General features: G+C 52.7%; 13 protein-coding genes. 9 read left to right on the top strand and 4 right to left on the bottom strand.

Features of this window, described 5'->3' with window-relative positions; genetic code table 11:
- The first annotated feature begins 130 nt into the window (after nucleotides 1-130).
- The 5 genes from hisIE (at nucleotide 131) to H6G53_RS18830 (ending at nucleotide 6,880) form a co-directional block, all read left to right on the top strand.
- A complete protein-coding gene (gene hisIE / locus H6G53_RS16885) occupies nucleotides 131-778 on the top strand; it encodes a bifunctional phosphoribosyl-AMP cyclohydrolase/phosphoribosyl-ATP diphosphatase HisIE (protein ID WP_099533290.1) in 648 nt (215 codons plus the stop codon).
- A 161-nt stretch (nucleotides 779-939) separates the two neighbouring features.
- Nucleotides 940-1,794 (top strand): SDR family oxidoreductase, encoded by an 855-nt coding sequence (locus H6G53_RS16890; RefSeq protein WP_242030946.1) that lies wholly within the window; start codon nucleotides 940-942, stop codon nucleotides 1,792-1,794.
- A gap of 130 nt (nucleotides 1,795-1,924) precedes the next feature.
- Nucleotides 1,925-5,098 carry an ATP-binding protein gene (locus H6G53_RS16895; RefSeq protein WP_190534979.1) on the top strand — a complete coding sequence of 1,058 codons (3,174 nt, stop codon included), beginning with the start codon at nucleotides 1,925-1,927 and terminating at the stop codon, nucleotides 5,096-5,098.
- A 465-nt stretch (nucleotides 5,099-5,563) separates the two neighbouring features.
- Nucleotides 5,564-6,418, top strand: a complete 855-nt coding sequence (locus H6G53_RS18825; RefSeq protein ID WP_242030947.1) for a response regulator — start codon at nucleotides 5,564-5,566, stop codon at nucleotides 6,416-6,418.
- 111 nt (nucleotides 6,419-6,529) lie between these two features.
- Nucleotides 6,530-6,880, top strand: a complete 351-nt coding sequence (locus tag H6G53_RS18830; RefSeq protein ID WP_347343154.1) for a HAMP domain-containing sensor histidine kinase — start codon at nucleotides 6,530-6,532, stop codon at nucleotides 6,878-6,880.
- Nucleotides 6,881-6,954: 74 nt separating this feature from the next.
- Here H6G53_RS18830 and H6G53_RS16905 read toward each other — a convergent pair whose 3' ends face one another.
- The gene (locus H6G53_RS16905) at nucleotides 6,955-7,929 is read right to left on the bottom strand and encodes a hypothetical protein (protein ID WP_190354981.1); all 975 of its coding nucleotides are present in this window, start codon (nucleotides 7,927-7,929) and stop codon (nucleotides 6,955-6,957) included.
- Between the two features lie 435 nt (nucleotides 7,930-8,364).
- Between H6G53_RS16905 and bchH the strand changes: the two genes are divergently transcribed.
- Nucleotides 8,365-12,252: a magnesium chelatase subunit H gene (gene bchH, locus H6G53_RS16910; RefSeq protein WP_190534982.1), complete on the top strand. Its 3,888-nt coding sequence runs from the start codon at nucleotides 8,365-8,367 to the stop codon at nucleotides 12,250-12,252.
- 438 nt (nucleotides 12,253-12,690) lie between these two features.
- A complete protein-coding gene (locus H6G53_RS16915; protein ID WP_190354984.1) occupies nucleotides 12,691-13,416 on the top strand; it encodes a calcium-binding protein in 726 nt (241 codons plus the stop codon).
- 239 nt (nucleotides 13,417-13,655) lie between these two features.
- Here the strand turns inward: H6G53_RS16915 and H6G53_RS16920 are convergent, their stop codons facing one another.
- Complete coding sequence (locus H6G53_RS16920; RefSeq protein WP_099533268.1) at nucleotides 13,656-14,108, bottom strand: hypothetical protein; 453 nt, start codon at nucleotides 14,106-14,108, stop codon at nucleotides 13,656-13,658.
- 707 nt (nucleotides 14,109-14,815) lie between these two features.
- Here H6G53_RS16920 and rimO point away from each other — a divergent pair.
- Nucleotides 14,816-16,138 (top strand): 30S ribosomal protein S12 methylthiotransferase RimO, encoded by a 1,323-nt coding sequence (rimO, locus tag H6G53_RS16925; RefSeq protein WP_190527391.1) that lies wholly within the window; start codon nucleotides 14,816-14,818, stop codon nucleotides 16,136-16,138.
- A gap of 23 nt (nucleotides 16,139-16,161) precedes the next feature.
- Here rimO and H6G53_RS16930 read toward each other — a convergent pair whose 3' ends face one another.
- Nucleotides 16,162-16,314, bottom strand: coding sequence for a hypothetical protein (locus tag H6G53_RS16930; protein ID WP_190534985.1), 153 nt, complete (start codon nucleotides 16,312-16,314; stop codon nucleotides 16,162-16,164).
- 29 nt (nucleotides 16,315-16,343) lie between these two features.
- On the opposite strand from H6G53_RS16930, the gene H6G53_RS16935 reads away from it, so the two are divergent.
- Entirely contained in the window at nucleotides 16,344-16,709 is a 366-nt protein-coding gene (locus H6G53_RS16935) for a phage holin family protein (RefSeq protein ID WP_099533266.1), read from the top strand.
- Between the two features lie 133 nt (nucleotides 16,710-16,842).
- Here H6G53_RS16935 and H6G53_RS16940 read toward each other — a convergent pair whose 3' ends face one another.
- Nucleotides 16,843-20,652: a PAS domain S-box protein gene (locus tag H6G53_RS16940; RefSeq protein WP_190534988.1), complete on the bottom strand. Its 3,810-nt coding sequence runs from the start codon at nucleotides 20,650-20,652 to the stop codon at nucleotides 16,843-16,845.
- Nucleotides 20,653-20,931 lie beyond the last annotated feature (279 nt).

The following is a 20,931-nucleotide window of genomic DNA, read 5'->3' on the forward strand; positions in this document are numbered from 1 at the left end:
CCCGCAGCGGGGAAGCGATGGAAAGTTGCTATGATTTGTCCTGCCATTTGGCGGCCGGTTGGCGCTGCAACATTGCGCCCGATGGCCAATGGTTTGCCCAATCCTCACTCCCCCCCACAGCAGCGATTCTATGGCCACCGATCTTGAAGCTTTGCGCCGTGCCGTTCCAGTCGATCGCATCGCCTACAACGAACAAGGATTAGTCGCGGCGATCGCCCAAGACTACCTGGATGGCACAGTGTTGATGATGGCTTGGATGAATGCGGAATCCTTGCAAAAAACCCTGGAAACTGGCGAGGCTTGGTACTGGAGCCGATCTCGCCAAGAACTGTGGCACAAGGGCGCAACTTCCGGACATATTCAAAAGCTCAAAAGCATTCGCTATGACTGCGATAGCGATGCCCTTTTAATGACCATTGAACAGATTGGGGATGTGGCTTGCCACACGGGGGCCCGCAGTTGTTTCCACCAAGTGGATGGGCAAGTGGTTCCGCCGCCTGCTGATACGTTGTCGCAGGTTTTTCAGGTGATTGAATCGCGCAAGGCCAACCCAAATCCTGAGTCCTATACCTGCAAATTGTTGGCCGGTGGGGATAACAAAATCCTCAAAAAAATTGGCGAAGAAGCGGCCGAAGTGGTGATGGCTTGTAAGGATGATGATCCGGAGTCGATCGCCTCAGAAGTGGCGGATTTGTTTTATCACACCCTGGTGGCGATCGCCCATCATCAGGTGGATTTAAAAGCGGTTTATCGCAAGCTTCAGGAACGACGCGGTTAAAGGCTCACCGCTTCTGAGGTGATTATTTTTGAGGTAATTACTTTGTAAGTAATGGCTTTTTGGGTGGTTACTTTTTAGGTGATTGCTGTTTCGAGCTTGGGATTCATTTCCCGTTGTGGATTTCCTGTTGTGGATTTTTTTGTTGATCTCCCGTGTTTTCCATGATGGACGCTGCAATCAATCGCTCAGGGTCGGAGTCGGTGATGATCTTGGGCTGTGGCTATGTGGGCCGGCTGATGGCGCAATATTGGCGATCGCAAGGATTGACCGTCACCGGCACGACCACCACCCCCGATCGCTTGGCGGAGCTGGCGGATTGTTGCGATCGGGCCCTTTGCTTGCGGGGGGACGATGAAGCGGGGTTGCGGTCGGCCCTGGCTGGGCAAACCACGCTGTTGGTTTGTTTGGGGCCCCGGCGATCGGGCATTTATCGGGAAACCTATTTGCACAGCGCCCAAACCCTGGCGCAACTGTTGCCTGAATTGTCCCAACTGCGCCAGGTGATCTACACCAGCAGCTATGGGGTTTATGGCGATCGGGGTGGGGCTTGGGTGGATGAAACCACGCCGCCCCAGCCCACCACGGACAATGGCCAAATCTTGCTGGAAACCGAGCAGGTGTTGTTGGGTGCGGCGCGGGACGGTTTGACCGTTTGTGTGTTTCGGCTGGGGGGCATTTGTGGGCCCGGTCGCGAGGTGGCGGATATTTTTCGATCGGCCAGTGGCCAAGGGCGGCCGGGCAGTGGCCAAGACTGGAGTAATTGGATCCATTTGGATGACATTGTGGGGGCGATCGCCTTTGCCCGAGCGGCACGGCTGTCGGGGCTGTATAACCTGGTGCATGACGAACCCTTGACCCAAGCGGAATTGCTCGATCGGGCCTTTCGCCGCCGAGGGTGGCCGGGGGTGACTTGGAATCCGGCGGAATCGGCCCAGCGTCCTTACAATGCGCGGGTTTCCAATCAGAAACTCAAAACAGCGGGTTACCAGTTTCGATCGGTCACGATTCCGCTGTAGGGCCCTGATCAGGAACTGGGCGATCGGGCTGTGGCGATCGGGCCGGTTGGTGGCAGTTGGGGGGAGGGGACGGCGATGATGGGGATGGGCCCGCCGCTGGCCCGCTGCCCCCTGACTCGGTATCTTCACTGTGACTGAATCTGGCTCTGCACCTGAATTTGCCCGATCGCCCCGTTGGCCCCTGAGCAAATTAATTGTCCTGGTCACGACCTTGCAAGCGTTGGTGGCCGTGGGGCTAACGGGACAAGTGGTGCTCGTTCAAGGACAACGGGCCGTGGATGCGCTGATGAACCGCCTTGGCTCCGAGGTCGATCGGCAAATTCAAACCTACGTGCATCAATACCTGAGCGAGCCGTTGCGCCTCAATCAGCTCCATGTGCAGGCTTTTGCGGCTGATCAGGTGAAGTTGACAGATTTTTCAGCGCTGGAAACCTATTTCCACGGAAAGTTGCGACTGTTTCCCCTGGTCACCACCACGGAGTTTGGAACCGCGGCCGGCGGCTCCTTGGAAGTTCGGGAATTGCCCAGCAGCACCCTAATTAAACGAAGCGATCGATTGGGATCGGGCTTGCGGCGAACCATCGAGGTCGATCGCCAAGGGCGGCGCGTCCTCAAAGGCAGCCAGCTCTATGATGTGCGCAATCGCCCCTGGTTCAAAACGGCCCTTGCCGCCCGCAGACCCCATTGGACTTCGGTGTTTGCCTTTTCGGGAACGGGGGAATTGGGCATTTCAGCGGTACAACCCCTATACGATCGCACCGGACAACTGGTGGGGGTGTTTGCCTCTGACCTGGCTTTGGAAGGAATCAGCACCTTTTTGCGGGCCCAAAATATTGGCCACAGCGGGGTGGCGGCCATTGTGGAGCGATCGGGCCAGGTGATTGCCACCTCCACCAACGACCCGATCTCCCCGGAGGGAAAACGAATTCGGGCCAAAGACCTCAAAAATTCAATTTTGCAAGCGGCCGTTACCACCATTGAACAGCGCTTTGGCACTTGGGCCGCCATTCCGCCCAACACCCCAACCACCCAACTCACAACCAAATTCATTGGCCCCACCCAACAAACCCGGTTGCTGGTTCAAGTGTCGCCCCTGCGCGATCGCAACGGTTTGGACTGGTTGTTGGTGACGGCGATTCCGGAAGCCGACTTTGCGGGGCCGGTGATGGCCGCGCGTCGAGACATCCTCACCATCATGTTGCTGGCCTTGGCTGTGGCGATCGGGCTGGGTTGGTGGATTGGGCGGCAGGTGTCACGGCCCTTGGTGAAACTCTGTGCGGCCACCGATGCCGTGGCCGCCAATCAGCTCGATCAGGTGGTGATGACGGAAGGAACCGCCGAAACGGATCAACTGGCTCGGGCCTTCAACACCATGACCCAGCAGTTACGACAGTCCTTTCAGGAATTGGCCGCCAGCAACCAAGCTTTGGAAGAACGGGTGGCCGAGCGCACAGCCTCCCTGCAAACCAGCGAAGCCCGTCTGCGCAGCATTGCCCAAAATATTCCGGGAGCCATTTTTCAGTTCAGCAATCACGAGGGCCAATGGACGATCGACTACATGAGCGATCGCGTCAGCGAGCTAACGGGATTCAGTGCCGAAGAATTCATGGCTGACCTGGGCCGGTTTATTAGTGCCATCCACCCGGACGATCGGGACGGCTACATCGAATCTGTGAGCCGCGTGGTAGACAACCCCACGGAATGGGTCTATGAGGCTCGGTTGATTCGTCCCGACGGTTCCCTCCGTTGGTGGCAAGGCGCTTCCACCCCCAAACGCACCGATGACGGCACGGTTGTGTTTAGCGGCGTGTTGTTTGATATCACCGCCCGCAAACAGGCGGAACTGGCCCTGGCGGAAGCCAAGGAAGCGGCGGAAGTGGCCAATTTGGCCAAGAGTGAATTTTTGGCCAACATGAGCCACGAGTTGCGCACCCCCTTGAACGGCATTTTGGGTTATGCCCAGGTGTTGCAGCGATCGAGCAATTTGCACGAAGAGCAACTGGCCAAAATTGGCGTGATTCACCAATGTGGCACTCATCTGCTGACCCTGATCAACGATGTGCTGGATTTGGCCAAAATCGAAGCCCGCAAAATGGAACTGCACCCCACAGAATTTCACTTTCGGGCCTTTCTGCGTGGCGTAACGGAAATGTGCCGTCTGCGAGCGGAACTGAAGGGGTTGCAATTCGCAGAAGAAATTGCCGATGACTTACCGGAAGGCATCCGCACCGATGAAAAGCGTCTCCGCCAAGTGTTGCTCAACTTGCTGGGCAATGCGATCAAGTTCACGGACAGCGGCACGGTCACCCTGCGTGTGTTGGCCATGGGGGGCGATCGGGTGCAATTTGAAGTACAAGACACGGGCGTTGGCCTAGAAGCAGATCAACTCAGCAGCATTTTTCTGCCTTTTGAGCAGGTGGGCGAGACCAAGCGCCAAACGGAGGGCACGGGTCTGGGGCTGGCGATCTCCCAACAAATTGTGGAGCTGATGGGCGGTCAAATTACCGTCGAGAGCCAACCCCAAGTCGGCAGCAGCTTTCGGTTTGCAGTGTCCTTGCCGGTGGCGGCCGAGTGGAGCCGCCATTCCCGCATGACACAACAGGGGCAAATTGTTGGCATTCAAGGGGATGCGCCCCAAGTGCTGGTGGTGGATGACAAGTGGGAAAACCGGGCCGTGCTGCGGGAGATGCTGGAGCCGATCGGGTTTGTGATTCAGGAAGCGGAAGATGGGGCCGTGGCTTGGCAGTTTTTGGAGCACCATCGCCCGCAGGTGGTGATTACGGATTTGTTAATGCCCAACTTGGATGGCTACACCCTGATTGATCTGATTCGTCGCCATCCTGAGTTGCAGCAATTGCCGATTATTGTGTCCTCTGCCAGCGTTTTTGAGAGCGATCGACAACAAAGCCTGGATGCGGGTGGCAGCGACTTTTTGCCCAAACCGGTGCAAACCCACGAGCTATTGCACCTGCTGCAAAAACACTTGCAATTGGTTTGGGTTTATGAAGCCAGTGCAATCGCCTCGTCACCCTTGGCGCAGTCGGCGGCGGAACCCGACCTGCCCCCGGATGCACTCATTTACCCGATCGACTACCCGATCGACCCCGAGTTGTTGGAGCAGCTCGAAACCCTGGCCCGCAAAGGCAACTTCAACGCCCTGAAGCGCCAAGCCAAAGCCCTGGCAGAACAGGATCCAACCCTTGCTCCCTTTGCCCAACAGCTCAAGAGCCTGGCCCAGGCGTTTAACGATCAGGGAATTTTGGAACTTTTAAGTCAAGCGCCGGGGCGATCGAACGCAAATTAACGGGGAAGGAAGCGTTAGACCAAACAGAAACGGGTGATCGGGATCTCCGGTCAATTAATTGGCTGAAAAATTGCTGAAAATAGCTTTTTTCGAGAGAATAGAGACCATCAAAGGTCTTCAATAACTTTCTGAAACTTTCTGAGGATCATGAAGTTGAGCGCAATAATCGTTCAAATCATCAAGCATTTATGATCCCCGGGATCATAATTCATCACAAAAACCGGCAAGACCAGCCATTCAGAATCTTCTCAGGAAAAGTCTTGCTTGTTCTTAATGATTAGTTCATGATTGTTGATGCCTCAACCTGATTTTCAGCACTTTCGATCCAGCGCTTCACGGGCCCAGTCATTTCATTGGCCAAGCAATTGGTCAAGTGATTGGTGATCCTTCAATGGCGATTCTTAAATGGCGATCCTTCAATTCTCCCAGCACCCTTTTTACTGCAAAACCTTCCATCCTTGAGCCATGTCCCTCGATGCCGCTGAAAATCGTCCCACGATTCTGATTGTGGACGATATGCCAGCTAACCTTAGTTTGCTGTCTGATTTATTAGATGATGCGGGGTTTGAAGTTTGGATCGCCCAATCTGGAGAAGTGGCGCTCGATCGGGTCAATTTTGCAACCCCAGATTTGATTTTGCTGGATGTGATGATGCCAGGAATTGACGGGTTTGAAACCTGTCGCCGCTTGAAGGCCAATAGCCAAACATCCGCCATTCCCATCATTTTCATGACCGCCCTCTCGGAAGTGGATGATAAGGTGCGTGGTCTCAATTTAGGGGCTGTGGACTATATCACCAAGCCCTTTCAGCAAGATGAAGTCCTCGCGCGGGTGCGCTTACATTTGCGTTTGCAATCCCTCACCAAAGCCTTAGCCGATCGCAATCAAGAATTGGAAATTCGGGTGGCTGAGCGCACAGCGGCCCTGGAAAAAGCCTTGGCGGATTTGCAAGACACCCACCTTAGTTTGGTGCGGGCGGAAAAACTATCCAGTCTGGGACAGTTGCTATCGGGAGTGGCCCATGAAATTAACAATCCTGTGAATTTTATTCATGGCAATCTGGTTCATGCCTGTAATTATGCAGAAGACTTGATGAATGTCTTGCAGCTCTATCAAATATTCTATCCAGAGCCGCCAGCGGATTTGGCAACCCAAACGCAGGATTTGGACTTGCCTTTTATGATGGAGGATTTTCCAAAGATTTTGGAATCCATGCGTTTAGGAACCGATCGAATCCGCGATTTGGTCGCAAGTTTGCGCAATTTTTCGCGAATGGGCAATCAACAGCTCGCCCCAGCGGACTTGCATGAAGGGTTGTAAAATACCCTCATCATTTTGCGCCATCGATTAAAGTCCAAGGGCAGCCGATCGGAATTTAAAATCATTCGAGATTATGGGGAGCTGCCTCTCGTTGAATGTTCGATCGGGGAAATGAGCCAGGTTTTCATGAACTTGATTGCTAACGCGATCGATGCCTTGGATGACTTGGACTGGGAGCACATGAGCGGTTTGGAACCGGAAATTAAAATTCAAACCCGATCCCTGAATCAAAAATGGGTGCAAATTATCGTTTCTGATAATGGACCAGGGATTGAACCGGAGGTACAGCAGAAGTTGTTTGAAGCATTTTTCACCACGAAACCCACGGGTATTGGCACAGGATTAGGGCTGGCGATCGCCCGTTCAATCGTGGTCGATCGCCACGGTGGTCGGCTCGATTGTGAATCTCAGATGGGTCACGGCGCTAAGTTCATTCTCGAAATTCCTGTTACTCAGCCCTAACCAGAAACCTCATCAGAAACTTCATCAGAAACTTCATCAGAAACCTAATCAGAAACCTAATCAGCGGCCATTGATCAGCGGCCATTGATCAATCGAGATAGGTTCAGGAGCGATCGGGCGATGCGATCGCCCGTTTCTGGATCTTTCCAATAGCCATTGTGAGAAAGCGGATTCCAGCTTTCCCAGACTTCTCCCGCGTTCACGTTCAAATCTTCCTTCACTGCCCGTTGAAAAGCTGAATTAATGGGTCGTAATGGATAGGCAATCACATCATCAGAATCGTAAACATTCACCCATTCGGTGGCTGAGTTTAGTTGAGGATAATGTTCTGTCAGGCGGGGGGCCGGAAACTGAATCGGCAAGCCCCCATCGCGATCGCGCAGTGTCCAAAGGGCCAAGGGGCTGCCCAAGGTGTAGTACAAACTGAGGGTTTCACCCCGTTCCAAGGGGCTATTGCCCACTTGGCGCAACACCGATTCTCGAAAGAGCGATTCTGCTTCGGTGTTGTTCCCAAATTCCGCTTGCAAGTCCAGAAGATAGTTATAGGAAACGATCGAGCCAAGGCTATGACCAATCACGCAGAGGGGTGCTTTGGGGCCAGCTTTTTGGGCCAGGGTGTGCAAAGTTTGGGCACAAAATCGATGAATGGCGTGATAGGAATGGCGACCGCGCGGACTAACCTGATAGGCAATGGCATCAGAAACAAAGGACACCATAAATTCTCGGATTCGATCCCAATTCATGGCACTTTGGCGCTGGAATCGGGCCCACAAATCCTGTTGGTTTCCTTCCAAAACCGTTGCCCAATACACTGGAGCCATCACGAACCGCTGATGATATTCCTTGTCAGAAATGCCTAGTTTACTGAAGCGATCGATTAGATTATTTTGCAAGCTGCGAATAAATTCCGGTTGGTCAGCTTTGCCGCTGTTGTAGTCAGGATCACCGGCTCCAATGCCATGAACCACGGCGATCGCCACCTTTTGCCAAGCAGCACCGGCAGCATCACTCTCAGGACTTTGGGATGTGGGGAAAAAGTTGGGGATCATGGGTTTCTCCAGTCCAGGTTTCGTAAAAATTTCGTCAAAATAGATAGGCTGGGGCGCAATTGGTCACCGCTGCCGGCCAGGGATCGGAGTCTTTGGGCGATGGCAATTGCGTTTTGCTCAAACCACAGGGCCCCAGGGAAACAGCCCAGCGAAAAGTCAGGTGATGCTAGCTTAACAAGTGGCTCCGCCTGGCTCCCAAGGGGCGATCGACCTCAGTTCTGGTCAAGTTTTGGTCAAGTTCTGGTCAAGGGCCGGTTCAGTTTTGATCAAGCTTCGATCGGGTTCCGATCAATGTCTGGTTGGTTTTCGATGAACTTTTGGCTAGTTTTCGATCGATTGCCGACCAATTACCGATCAACCGATCAATTGCCGATTAATTACTGATCGATTGCCAATCTCCTGCGTTAAATTCCGCTCGCACTACCCTCCATCACCATGAAGCGCATTGTTCTCATTGCTGGGTTCGAGACTTTTAACGCCGATTTGTACCGAAAAGCTGCCCACCGGGCGATCGAGCGTTGTCCTCAATTGCAAGTGACCACCTTCACCGATCGTGACATTACGGAACAACCCGATCGGGTGGCCGCAGCTTTAGCAGAAGCCGATGTGTTTTTTGCCAGCCTAATTTTTGACTATGAGCAGGTGCTTTGGTTGCGCGATCGGGTGCAACATATCCCTATTTGTTTGGTCTTTGAGTCGGCTTTGGAATTAATTTCCCTCACTCAGATTGGGGCGTTCAAAATTGGCGACAAGCCTTCGGGAATGCCAAAGCCTGTGAAGTTTATTCTCAGTAAATTTTCCAGCGGCCGAGAAGAAGATCGACTGGCTGGTTATCTCAGCTTTTTAAAAACTGGGCCCAAGCTGCTGAAATTTGTGCCGATTCAAAAGGTACAAGATCTGCGCAATTGGCTAATTATCTATGGCTATTGGAATGCTGGTGGCTTGGAAAATGTGGCCGCCATGCTTTGGATTTTGGCTGAAAAATATTTGGATCTCTCGATCGGGGAAATTGCACCACCGATTGAAACGCCCAATATGGGGTTATTGCACCCTGAATATGCGGGCTATTTTTTGAATCCTCAAGATTATTTGAACTGGTATCGTCAACAGCGATCGCCCCAGTTGTCGGAGCCTCCAATTAATCATCCTGATCATCTTGATCATTCGGGGCGATCGACAATGGAAGCCTCCAAAATTGCTCATGATCGCCCGGTAGTAGCTATTTTGCTCTACCGAAAACATGTGGTGACGCAACAGGCTTATATTCCTCAACTGATTCGCCATTTTGAAGCGGCTGGTTTGCTACCTCTGCCCATTTTTATTAATGGCGTGGAAGCCCATGTGATTGTCCGAGATTGGCTGACCACCAGCCATGAACAGCAACAACGGGCCCAGGGCGATCGGGAATTGAAATCCCTGGCGGCTGATGCGGTGTTGGTGGATGCAATTGTTTCCACGATTGGATTTCCGCTGGTGGGTGGCCCCGCCGGTTCCATGGAAGCTGGGCGACAGGTGGCAGTGGCCCAGCGAATTTTGGCAGCTAAAAATGTGCCCTATTTAGTCGCCGCTCCTTTGCTTATTCAAGACCTAAAATCCTGGACAAGACAGGGAATTGGTGGTCTCCAAAGTGTGGTGCTGTATGCCCTGCCGGAGTTGGACGGGGCAATTGATACTGTGCCCTTGGGTGGCTTGGTTGGAGATGATATTTACCTGATTCCGGAGCGTGTTCAACGGTTAACCAGTCGCGTCAAAAACTGGATTCAACTCCGCAAGACCCCACCACGCGATCGCAAGTTGGCGATTATTTTATATGGCTTTCCACCGGGGTATGGCGCAACGGGAACAGCGGCCCTGTTGAATGTTCCCCGATCGCTCTTGAAACTGCTGGAGTCTTTGCAAGCTCAAGGCTATGACGTGGGTGAATTGCCCACCGACGGCGAGGCGATTATTCAACAGGTGAAAGCTGCCGATGATCGTTGGTCTTTGGGCCATCCTTCCCGATCGCACCCACACCAGGCTCCCTTGAATGATGGCTGGGTTCCGGCTCAAATCCTTGATCAATGGTTAGGATATCTCGGCAGTTCTCGGATTCAAAAACAGTGGGGTGGTCTCACGGAATCGGGTATTAAAACCTTTGGGGATGAGTTGCACATTGGGGGTGTTTACTTTGGAAACGTTTGGATTGGGGTGCAGCCGCCTTTGGGTTTGCAAGGCGATCCCATGCGCTTGATGTTTGAGCGAGACTTGACCCCCCATCCCCAATACGCTGCGTTCTATCAATGGTTGCAGCGGGTTTGGCAACCCCACGCGATCGTCCATTTTGGAATGCATGGAACGGTGGAATGGTTGCCGGGATCTCCCTTGGGTAACACGGGCTATTCTTGGTCAGATATTTTGTTGGGAAATCTGCCCCATTTGTATATCTATGCGGCCAATAATCCTTCGGAGTCGATCTTGGCAAAGCGCCGGGGCTATGGGGTGTTAATTTCCCACAATGTGCCTCCCTATGGGCGAGCAGGTTTGTATAAGGAATTGGTGAATCTGCGTGATTTAATTGCGGAATATCGCGAGGATCCGCAGGCGAATACGGCCCTGCGGGATGCGATCGCCCAACGGTTAATTGACACGGGACTCGATCGGGATTGTCCGCTGCCGGAAGCCCAACAATTGGGGGTGGAGTTGGGTGCGGAAACCCTGAAGCTGTTTGGCCCTGATTTGCTCGATCGCTACTTTGCAAGGGTTTATCAATACCTGCAAGAACTAGAACAGCGCCTCTTTTCTAGTGGGTTGCATGTGTTGGGAGCTGCACCCAATGCCGAGCAACTATTGTCCTATTTGGAAGCCTACTTTGAGGCGGATTTACCTCGATCAGTCTTGGAAGTGATCGCCCAAGGATCCGACCTCGATCGCCCCCTGAATGCCTATCGATACTGGTTCCAGCAGGAATATCCCAATCGATCGTTTGAGTTGGATCCCAAAGTCTCAGAACGGATTCAAGAAGCCATTCGTTTGCGGGATTTGCTCAACCAAAATACCGATGAGCTAACGAATTTATTGCGGGGCTTGAATGGGGAATATATTCCGCCCGCACCGGGGGGAGACCTGTTGCGGGACGGGCCCGGCGCATTGCCCACGGGCCGCAATATTCACGCCCTTGATCCTTACCGAATGCCCTCCCCAGGAGCCTACGAACGGGGCAAGGCGATCGCCCAGCAATTGATTGCCCAACACCAACAGGAACATGATCAGGAACCGAACAGCTATCCCGAAACCATTGCCGTGATGCTTTGGGGTTTGGATGCCATTAAAACCAAGGGTGAATCCTTGGGCATCTTGTTGGAATTAGTGGGCGCAGAACCAATTAAGGAAGGTACGGGCCGAATTGTTCGCTATGAGTTAATTCCGCTGGCTCAATTGGGTCGTCCTCGAATTGATGTGTTGGCTAATTTATCGGGCATTTTTCGAGACAGTTTCGCCAATATTTTGGAACTTTTGGATGATCTGTTTGCGCGGGCGGCGGCGGCCGATGAACCGATCGAACAAAACTTCATTCGTAAACATGCCCTGGAGCTTCAGGCCCAAGGGGTTGAAAATCCCAGTGCTCGGCTCTTCTCAAACCCGGCGGGGGATTTTGGCTCCCTTGTGAACGATCGCGTCAATGATGGGAATTGGGAGTCTGGTGATGAGCTGGCCCAAACCTGGCGATCGCGCAATGCCTTTAGCTACGGTCGGCGCGATCGGGGGCAAGCCCGCCCAGAAGTGCTCGATCGACTCTTGGCCACCACCGGGCGCATTGTCCAGGAAATCGACTCCGTGGAATATGGCTTGACGGATATCCAGGAATACTACGCCAACACCGGAGCCTTGAAGCGTGCCGCCGAACAACAGCAACAGCGCCCCGTCACCGCAAGTTTTGTGGAAAGTTTCGGCAAAAACACCCAACCCCGCGACTTAAACAGCCTCTTACGGTTGGAATATCGCACCAAATTGCTGAATCCCAAGTGGGCCGAAGCCATGGCCGCCCAGGGTTCCGGCGGGGCCTTTGAAATTTCCCAACGGATGACGGCCCTGTTGGGTTGGAGCGGCACCACGGATTTTGCCGATCGCTGGGTCTATGACGGAGCCGCCGAAACCTACGCCCTCGATCGAGCCATGGCCGATCGCCTGCGCCGCGCCAATCCGGAAGCCTTCCGCAACATTGTTGGTCGTTTGCTGGAAGCCAATGGTCGTGGATTTTGGGCCGCCGATGAGTCTGTGGTCGGCCAACTGCAAGCCCTCTACGACGAAACCGACGCGGCCTTGGAGGGGGTAACCAATCCGTAAGCCGCTCAATATCAGCCACTCAATTGGCCACTCAATTTAAATGCACCCCAGCCGGAACCCCCGTTCAACCAGGGCCGCGATCGCGCGATCGGGAACGACAACGCCGCCGTCAGCGTCCCCAGCCCTAACCCGGATCCGAAAAGACCGCCACTAATGGCACGATCTCTGGGGGGAAACTTCTCAGGGCGATCGTGCTGATTTGCCCGCCAATGCCAGTCATTATTCAAGACTGGACTTTACGGGTTGGAATCTGAAATTCAAGGCCGGAATTCAAGGCTGAGTTCAGCGGGAGCACAAATCGTGCTCAAGTTTCTGGAGGAACTGGTTGCACACCATGAACGAACTAGCCCCCACAGCGGTCTAATTCAAGGCTCAACGGCTAAACGGTCCCTAGGCTAACCAGTTCCGGAACTATTCATCGATTAGGAGTTTGTAATCATGGCTATTGGCCCTAACCCCCCGTTTTACGATCTTGACGATACCAATAACTTTTTCTCCACTAGCTCGCTGTCGGCGGAAGTGCTCCGTACCACCCCGGCAGGCGTGCGGGGTTTGGGGGGCGATGACCAAATCACCGGCAGTGCCCAAGCGGACATCATCTACGGCAACCTAGGCAACGACAGCCTCTATGGTTTGGGGGGCAATGACACCTTCTATGGTGGTCAAGGTGACGATCTGTTGGTGGGTGATGGCCTCAATTCCACCGGGGATGACGTACTCAGCGGCAACAAGGGCAATGACCTGATTTTGGGTGGCGTGGGTAATGACATCCTGCGGGGTGGTCAGGACAACGATTTCCTGAATGGCGAAGAGGGCAATGACACCCTGGTGGGCGATCTGGGACAAGATACCCTGGTGGGTGGGGCTGGCGATGATCTATTGGTGTTGCGGCGGGACACGGCGGCGGTGGCTGATGCCAGCGGGGCGATCGCCGCAGATTTCATCGTGGATTTTGGTACTGGAAACGATCGCATTGGCCTAACCGGCGGCTTGCAGGAAAGTCAGTTGCAACTGCTGGCGATCACTTTGAACGACTCCGGCGGCGGCTCCACACCCAGCACGGCGATTACGTTCAACGACAATGGGGTTTTCAAAACCTTGGGTCTGGTGTTGGGCAAAACGCCCACCGAGCTGGCCGGTAAGTTCGTGAATACGGACTTTTAAGCCGACTAGGCCGACCTTGCGGCCGACTGTCTAACTAACCTTTCAGCCGGTTGTTTAGGCTAAGGGTTCCGCTGACGGGATTAATGCCTGATGGGATCAATATCTGAGGGAGCTAACACCCAGTGGGATCAATACCTAATGGCACTAACACCTAATGGGATCAACGCCCAACCGGTGGCATCAGTGGCCAATGGCGGGTAAAGGGTAAATTGCGGGCAAGGGGCTTCAGCCCCTTGTCTTCAGGATTCACTCAGTAGCTCTCGGGCCCAGGCTTCTTCTTCGGGCAGCTCGTCCAAGGAGGGCCGGGTTTCCCGCAGTTCGATCGCGGCGGGAGTTGCGATCGATCGGGGGCTGGTGCGGCTTTTGGGGCGCAGTGCGCGTTCGGCCTCTTCAGCGCTGGCACGGGCTTGGTGCAAGAGCTTATTGCAGCGCTCCCAAGGGTTCGATCCATTCAGGGCCTCAAGCTGGCTGCTGCGTTCGTTGGCCACGGTGGCCAGGGCACGCAACACGGCAGAAAATTGGATGCCTTCGCGATCGAGGGTATCCAGCATGGGGCGTAACAATTCGCACAACAGGGTGTTGCGGTGTTCAGCAATCAACGCGCCGAGTTCGCTGGTGTTAATTGCGTCGCTAATGCTTTCGGGTAAATGTTGCATAGCTTTGTGGGCAATAGCGGAGCTGTCAAGTTTCATGCGATTTTCATGCGATTTTCAAAAATTCCTCATGAATCGCCGGCTGATGCACCCTCGAAACGCGGTTAACGCCACCTTGCGTTTGCGCTCAAAACCGATCACGGGCGATCGAGCACGATCGGGAACGATCGGTGAGCGATCGGTTAGAGACCCATTAGCGATCAACTCCACGATCGGCTACTTAACCCTTACGGTTGCCCCGTATGCTGCCAGGAATGGAGCAGCGGGTTGGTGATCCCAAACAAAGCAGCCTTGAGCTGGCAATGGCAGGCTACCGGGAGTTGCACCAGTCTTGTCCGTATAGTTGGGACAAATTGAGGCGATCGTCGATACAGAGACTGCCTATCTCTTCCTCTAAGGTACAGTGCCGATCGGGAAAATTCCGTGCAGATCAGCCAGAAGGAGAATTCCGCACAAGGGGCGATGGCGGATTGGCTGCTCCGGGCGATCGGCCCCATTGCTCAACTCTAATTTCGCCAGCCCAAGCCCCCTCAAGCCCCAGGCACTGCCTCATCCGTCTCCCATGTATCACCCCATACATCACCCCGCGCATCACCCCAGTCATACAATTCCCCACCCGCCAGAAATCTGATCAAAATCCCTGGGATCGATTGGACGCGCAATTTGGGCTGATATGGTGAATAATTGTGGATTCGACTCTGCTAACCCCTTAACCCCTCGCTTCAACGGCACTGCAACTGCAAGCTATGGCTGGAAAACCCACGATCGCCGTTACTCACCTCGGTTGCGAAAAAAATCGCATTGACACCGAGCATATGATGGGCCTGCTAGCCCAGGCAGGCTATGACGTGAGTGCCAACGACGATGCGGCAGACTACGCGATCGTCAACACCTGTAGCTTCATTCAGGAGGCACGGGAAGAATCGGTGCGCACCTTGGTTTCCCTGGCGGAAGCGGGCAAACGAATTGTGATCACGGGCTGCATGGCTCAACACTTTCGGGACACCCTTTTGGATGAAATTCCGGAAGCCGTGGCCGTGGTGGGCACGGGCGACTATCACAAGATTGTGGATGTGGTGCAGCGAACGGAAGCGGGCGAGCGCGTTCAGGAAATTTCGGAAGAACCAACCTACATTGCCGATGAGACCGTCCCTCGCTATCGCACCACGGCCGAAGGCACGGCCTACCTGCGGGTGGCGGAGGGGTGTGACTACCGCTGTGCGTTCTGCATCATTCCCCACTTGCGGGGCGACCAGCGATCGCGCTCGATCGAGTCGATTGTGGCCGAAGCCCACAAGCTGGCCGATGAAGGGGTGCAAGAGCTAATCTTAATTTCCCAAATCACCACCAACTACGGCCTAGACCGCTATGGCAAGCCCAAGCTGGCGGAGCTGTTGCGGGCCCTCGGTGAGGTGGACATTCCTTGGGTGCGAATCCACTATGCCTATCCCACGGGGCTGACAGAATCGGTGATTGCGGCCATTCGGGAAACGCCGAATATCTTGCCCTATATTGATTTGCCGCTCCAGCATTCCCACCCGGAAGTGCTGCGATCGATGAATCGCCCTTGGCAGGCCAATGTGAACGATCGGCTCTTGGCCCAAATTCGCGAGCAATTGCCCAATGCCGTCATGCGCACCACGTTCATTGTGGGCTTTCCCGGCGAAACGGAGGAGCACTTTGAGCATTTGTGCGACTTTGTGCAGCGCCACGAATTTGACCATGTGGGGGTGTTCACCTTCTCGCCCGAGGAGGGAACTGCCGCGTTTAATTTGCCCAACCAACTCCCGCAGGAAGTGATGGATGGTCGGCGCGATCGACTGATGGCCCTGCAACAGCCCATTTCCCTGAAGCGAAATCAGGCCTACGTGGGCCAAACGGTGGATGTGCTGATTGAGCAGGTGAACCCGAAAACGGGACAATTCTTGGGTCGATCGGCTCGGTATTCTCCCGATGTGGATGGTTTGGTCTATGTCACTGGGCCGGCTCGCCTGGGGGCGATCGTCCCGGTCACGATCACCGCAGCCGAACCCTACGATCTATTTGGCGAGGTTGCCGTCTCCGCCTAAAGAATTTGCCCCGCCAGCTCTACTCAAATCCGAGAGCGATCGCTCAGAATTGAAAAGCGCGCGGGCTGGCTTTCCCAAGGAGCCATTTCCGAAGAGGCCAGCTCTCGCCGCTTCAGCCCATCCACCGCCGATCGGACTCCCGCCGCGACTGCCCGATCGAATCGTGGGTGGATCAACCGGGGTGTGTCCCCAAGGATGAGGAATTGTGGTTTCTTTTCTGATCGTGGCCGTCGTCATTGCCGTCGGCCTGATTCTGCTAACCTATTTGCCGTTTGGCGTGGAAGTCGATAGCCCTTGGAAGGCCTTGATCGCCGGTATTATTTTGGGCATTTTTCAGGGGTTGGCGCGGGCCGTTCCCGGCTGGCTCACCTTCTTACCCAAGTTGCTCACGCTGGGCTTGTTTTCTTTAATTGTTAGCACCTTGCTGTTTGGTCTAGCTGCTTGGTTGGTGGAAGGTTTCCGCCTCAAAAATGGCATTTGGAGTGCCTTGCTGGGGGCAGTTTTTATTAGCATTTTCCAATCGTTGGTGCTGGGAGTTCTGGGAAATTTCCTGCCCGTTCTCAACCAATAAGATAGCTAAAGCGATCGGTCAATGGCAGCAATTTCTCAAGTACTAAACTTCTGATTCTTTTGCTGCAAAGCCATGGAGGACAAGGGGCTTAAGCCCCTTGTCTGTGCTGTTTTTCTGCCGTTAATTTTTCGTTTCAATCCTGATCGGAGCTGGGATATTGATTAGGCAAGTCATCGCTAGCCAACACCCAAGTATTACGACCAAGGGACTTGGCTTGGTAAAGGGCCCGATCGGCCGCTTGCACCAAATCTTGGCAGGGGCGATCGAGCTGAGGCACTTGGCTGGCAATTCCCAAACTCACAGTTACATGATGGGTAATTCCTTGGTGTTCTGAGTGGAAAATTTGCAGATTCAAAACGGTTTTGCGAATCAATTCTGCAATTTGGGTTGCACCACCAGAATCGGTGTGGGGCAACACCACCACAAATTCCTCACCGCCATACCGAGCCACCAAGTCTGTGTTGCGCTGAAGTAATCCATCAATCGATCGCGCAATGCTAATTAGGCACTGATCACCGGCTGGGTGTCCATGTAAATCGTTATATTTTTTGAAGAAATCCACATCAAATAAAATCAGCGATAGCGGTTCTTGAATTCGCTGACACCGTTGCCATTCCTGTTGCAAAACCACATCAAAACAGCGGCGGTTGGCAATTTGCGTGAGTCCATCGCGGTTACTCAAATCATTGAGCTTAATGTTAATTTCTTCCAAAAAATGGTTAGCCTGTTGGAGTTGCTCCGCTTGCGATCGAAACTGTTCCAATAGTTCAGAATGTTGAATGGCGATCGCCAACTGATCCGCCACCTGTTGCAACAATTCGGCTTCATCTCCTTGCCAAGAACGGGCATTAGCACAGGCCTGCACAATCAAAAGTCCCCAAACATGCGATTCACCATGGGGCAAAGTGCCCACAATGGCAGCCATCACTTGAGATTGTGCTCCCGTGGCTTCCATCAACCGTGCCAAGTGTATTTGAGGGCGATCGATCGGAATTTCTTGAATAATTTGTGTCCGAGGCGCAGATTCTGCCCTAGACCGTGACCAGAGGGCGTTGGTTTTGGGCCACTGTCGATCGCGCACGGAAGGATAGTCTGTTTTCACCACCTCTTGAATAATTGATCCTGAATAATCCCCATGGAAACGCAGGATAAAGGTGCGATCGGCTTGCAGGGTTCGATGCACTTCCGTCACCGCAATATCCAAAATTTCGCTCAAATCAAGACTGCTTTGAATATGTTGGGTAATGGAACGCAAGGTTCGTTCCCGATCGGCCTGTTGGCGAAGGGCAATTTGCGCTCGCTTGAGATGGGTAATATCCCGCGCCACAACTAGTAACGATTCGACTGCCGTTGAACCAACCATCACATTCGATGACTGGGATTCCGCTGTTGCAGAATTGCCCAGTGGGGCTGTGTTCAGTGCCGAACTGGCCATGAAGTTTTGCAGATGTTCCAAACTCGTCCAACGGGGTGTGGTCATCAATGCGCTGGGGTGCTCTCGATCAAAAATTGGCGTTTGCATCACCTCCGGAACCACCCAAGACTGAAAAATATGGCCACCGTCCGGCAACAGCATTTCATATTCTAAAAAAGCCTTCTGACCGGTTTCCAAAACCGTTGCCATCCCCTCATGCCACATCTGAACTAGGTCTTCTGGAAATCCTAACTCTCTGCTGGTTTTACCAATAAAATCCTGTTCAGCAATTCTGCAAAGTTGCAAAACCGTGCGGTTGACATAGAGAAAGCGCCCTTCCCGATCGCACCGCATAATGCAATCCGGTGAATTTTCTGCCAAATTGCGAAATTCCTGCTCCCGTTGATTGAGGGCCGCCTCTGCAAATTTACGATCGCTGATATCCTCGATCGTCCCTACCATCCGGACTGGTTCCCCTTGCCCATTCCAAACCGCTTGCCCACGAATTCGCGCCCAAATGTAATGACCTTGGGCATGTTGAAATCGTACTTCAATGTCATAGCGTTCATAGCTCTGAAGATGGGCCATTAAAGCTTTTTCCCACCGCTCTTGATCCTCAGGATGGATTTTTTGGGAAAAAGCAGCTTCAGCAAAGAGTTGTGGTGATTGAATTCCTCGTCGCTCTTCGCCCAACAGCTCTAAATAGCGTTCCGATACCAAAATGGAATCATCCAAAATATTCCAATCCCAAACGCCTTCACCAATACTCTGAATGGCGAGATTATATAAATCGTTAATGATTTTCAGATCATCAGCCAAGCGTTTTTGATTGGTAATGTTGATGTGAAATTTCGTGACGCGCCAACCATTGATTTCAGAATCCCATTGCGATGTGCCGGTTACCATCGCCCAGCGCCATTCTCCACTTCGATGACGAAATCGGTAACTGAACTGAAATGTTTCTTCTGCCAAAATACTTTCAAAATTGGGCAAAACAATCTTTTGAAGATCTTCAGGATGAACAATCGATAACCACAATTGATGATTGGCTAAAAACTCCGAAGGATGATAGCCAAATAAATCTTCACATCCAGCCGAGCAGTAATCATAGCGATGGCTGTCATCGGAAAAAACATAGGCGCTCATAATGGCCGCAGCCGTGTTGCTTAAAACGGCATTGAGTTTAATTTCCGATTCACGCAGTGCTCGTTCTAAATGGACTCGTTCTGTCACGTCCCAAAAGATGCCTTGAATGCCAATAATCTGGCCATCGCTATCACGAACAGGAGTCTTCACCACCTGCACAAGACTTAATTCAGAACCCTCTTGAGAGCCGCTCAGTGTTGGATGGGGTTCAATGACATCTAAAATATGACCAGTTTCCAAAACCCAGCGCGTTTCTTGGTTGTAGCGAGCTGCTAAATCATTGGGATAGAGGTCATAAACCGTTTTGCCAAAAATTTCTGAATCTGACAAATTCAGCAAGTTTAAAAATGCCTGATTGGCAAAGGTGCAACGCCCCTGACAGTCTTCACGAAAAAGGGATTGCGGTAATACATTGGCTAAGGATTGATAGTGGGCGTTGCTGCGGCGTAGGGCTTCTTCTGTGGCTTTGCGATCGGTGATGTCAATGTAAGCAATGGCGACACCATAGGGGTCTAGTGGAATGGGGGCTGCACTGGTCATAATCCAGCGCAAAGTGCCATCGGGCCGCACAATGCCTTGCTCGATATTTTGAATCGGACAACCTTCACGTAAGGCCCGAATTGAGGGATATTCTTCGGCGGGCATGGGGCTGCCGTCCGATCGCAAAATTTCCCACACCGGGGAATCGCAGGTGCGCTGAGTATGTTCTTCTTTGGAAACGCCTAAAATTCGTTTGGATTCTGGATTGGCTTCCAAAATCTGACCGCTGGCGTTAGCGATGGAAACCCCAACGGGCAAAATTTCAAAGAGCGTTCGATATTTTTGCTGACTTTCCTGGAGGGCATGTTCTAGTTGGAAGTGCTCTGTGAAGTCAACAATCATGGCGTAATAACCATGAACGCTTTGATCGATCGCTTGGTCGGGAATCAGGGTGGCTCGAATATAGCGCTGGCCTCCTTGGGCGTAGGGAACAACACTTTCATAGGTCACAATTTCCCCTTTTAAGACCCGATCGATGTGGGGTTTAACTAATTGATAAGCTTGTTGACCGATTACCTCAGCGACTCGCTTTCCACAAATCTCTTGAGGACAGAGACCAAACCAATCCTCATAACTTTGGTTAACGTAGCGATAATATAAATCCTGATCGCAATAGGCAATACAAACGGGCAGGAGATCCATAATCTGCTGCCACTTCAAGGGATTATTCAAAAATATTGATGGGGATTTTGGGACTGGGCTGGGCTGACGAGGCTTGGACTCCTCCAGTTTGGCTTGCAGGGCTTTTAGCTGCGCTTGGGCTTCGGCCAAGGCAGTTTGGGATTGTGCAAGCTGTTGTCGTAGATGCTGAACTTCAGGATCAGGCTGGAGGAAGTCAGTCATAGCTAGCGGGGCAGACGTAGAAACAAGTGGTGAATCATGGTTATACCTTGCGATCGGGGCCAATTCTCTGGATTCATCTCCTTATTTATTTTTATGATTGGCCGCATTTGACTGTGTTGCTGGGATCATTAACTTGGGCAAGGACAGAAGTGTTGAATCTAAACACAAAACTTCATATTCTAGGCAACAAGAGTTTCTGGCAGTAAATCATAGCTCCAATGACTGATTGAGCCATAGCGACCGAGTACAACTTGCAAATATCGCAATTTATCTAGTAGC

Source organism: Limnothrix sp. FACHB-406 (genome assembly GCF_014698235.1).
GTDB lineage: Bacteria > Cyanobacteriota > Cyanobacteriia > CACIAM-69d > CACIAM-69d > CACIAM-69d.

Excerpts from the sequence above, each read along its gene's own strand:
- hisIE (WP_099533290.1), top strand. The coding sequence starts at position 131 with ATGGCCACCGATCTTGAAGCTTTGCGCCGTGCCGTTCCAGTCGATCGC.
- H6G53_RS16890 (WP_242030946.1), top strand. The coding sequence starts at position 940 with ATGATGGACGCTGCAATCAATCGCTCAGGGTCGGAGTCGGTGATGATC.
- H6G53_RS18825 (WP_242030947.1), top strand. The coding sequence starts at position 5,564 with ATGTCCCTCGATGCCGCTGAAAATCGTCCCACGATTCTGATTGTGGAC.
- H6G53_RS18830 (WP_347343154.1), top strand. The coding sequence starts at position 6,530 with ATGAGCCAGGTTTTCATGAACTTGATTGCTAACGCGATCGATGCCTTG.
- H6G53_RS16905 (WP_190354981.1), bottom strand. The coding sequence starts at position 7,929 with ATGATCCCCAACTTTTTCCCCACATCCCAAAGTCCTGAGAGTGATGCT.
- bchH (WP_190534982.1), top strand. The coding sequence starts at position 8,365 with ATGAAGCGCATTGTTCTCATTGCTGGGTTCGAGACTTTTAACGCCGAT.
- H6G53_RS16915 (WP_190354984.1), top strand. The coding sequence starts at position 12,691 with ATGGCTATTGGCCCTAACCCCCCGTTTTACGATCTTGACGATACCAAT.
- H6G53_RS16920 (WP_099533268.1), bottom strand. The coding sequence starts at position 14,108 with ATGAAACTTGACAGCTCCGCTATTGCCCACAAAGCTATGCAACATTTA.
- rimO (WP_190527391.1), top strand. The coding sequence starts at position 14,816 with ATGGCTGGAAAACCCACGATCGCCGTTACTCACCTCGGTTGCGAAAAA.
- H6G53_RS16940 (WP_190534988.1), bottom strand. The coding sequence starts at position 20,652 with ATGACTGACTTCCTCCAGCCTGATCCTGAAGTTCAGCATCTACGACAA.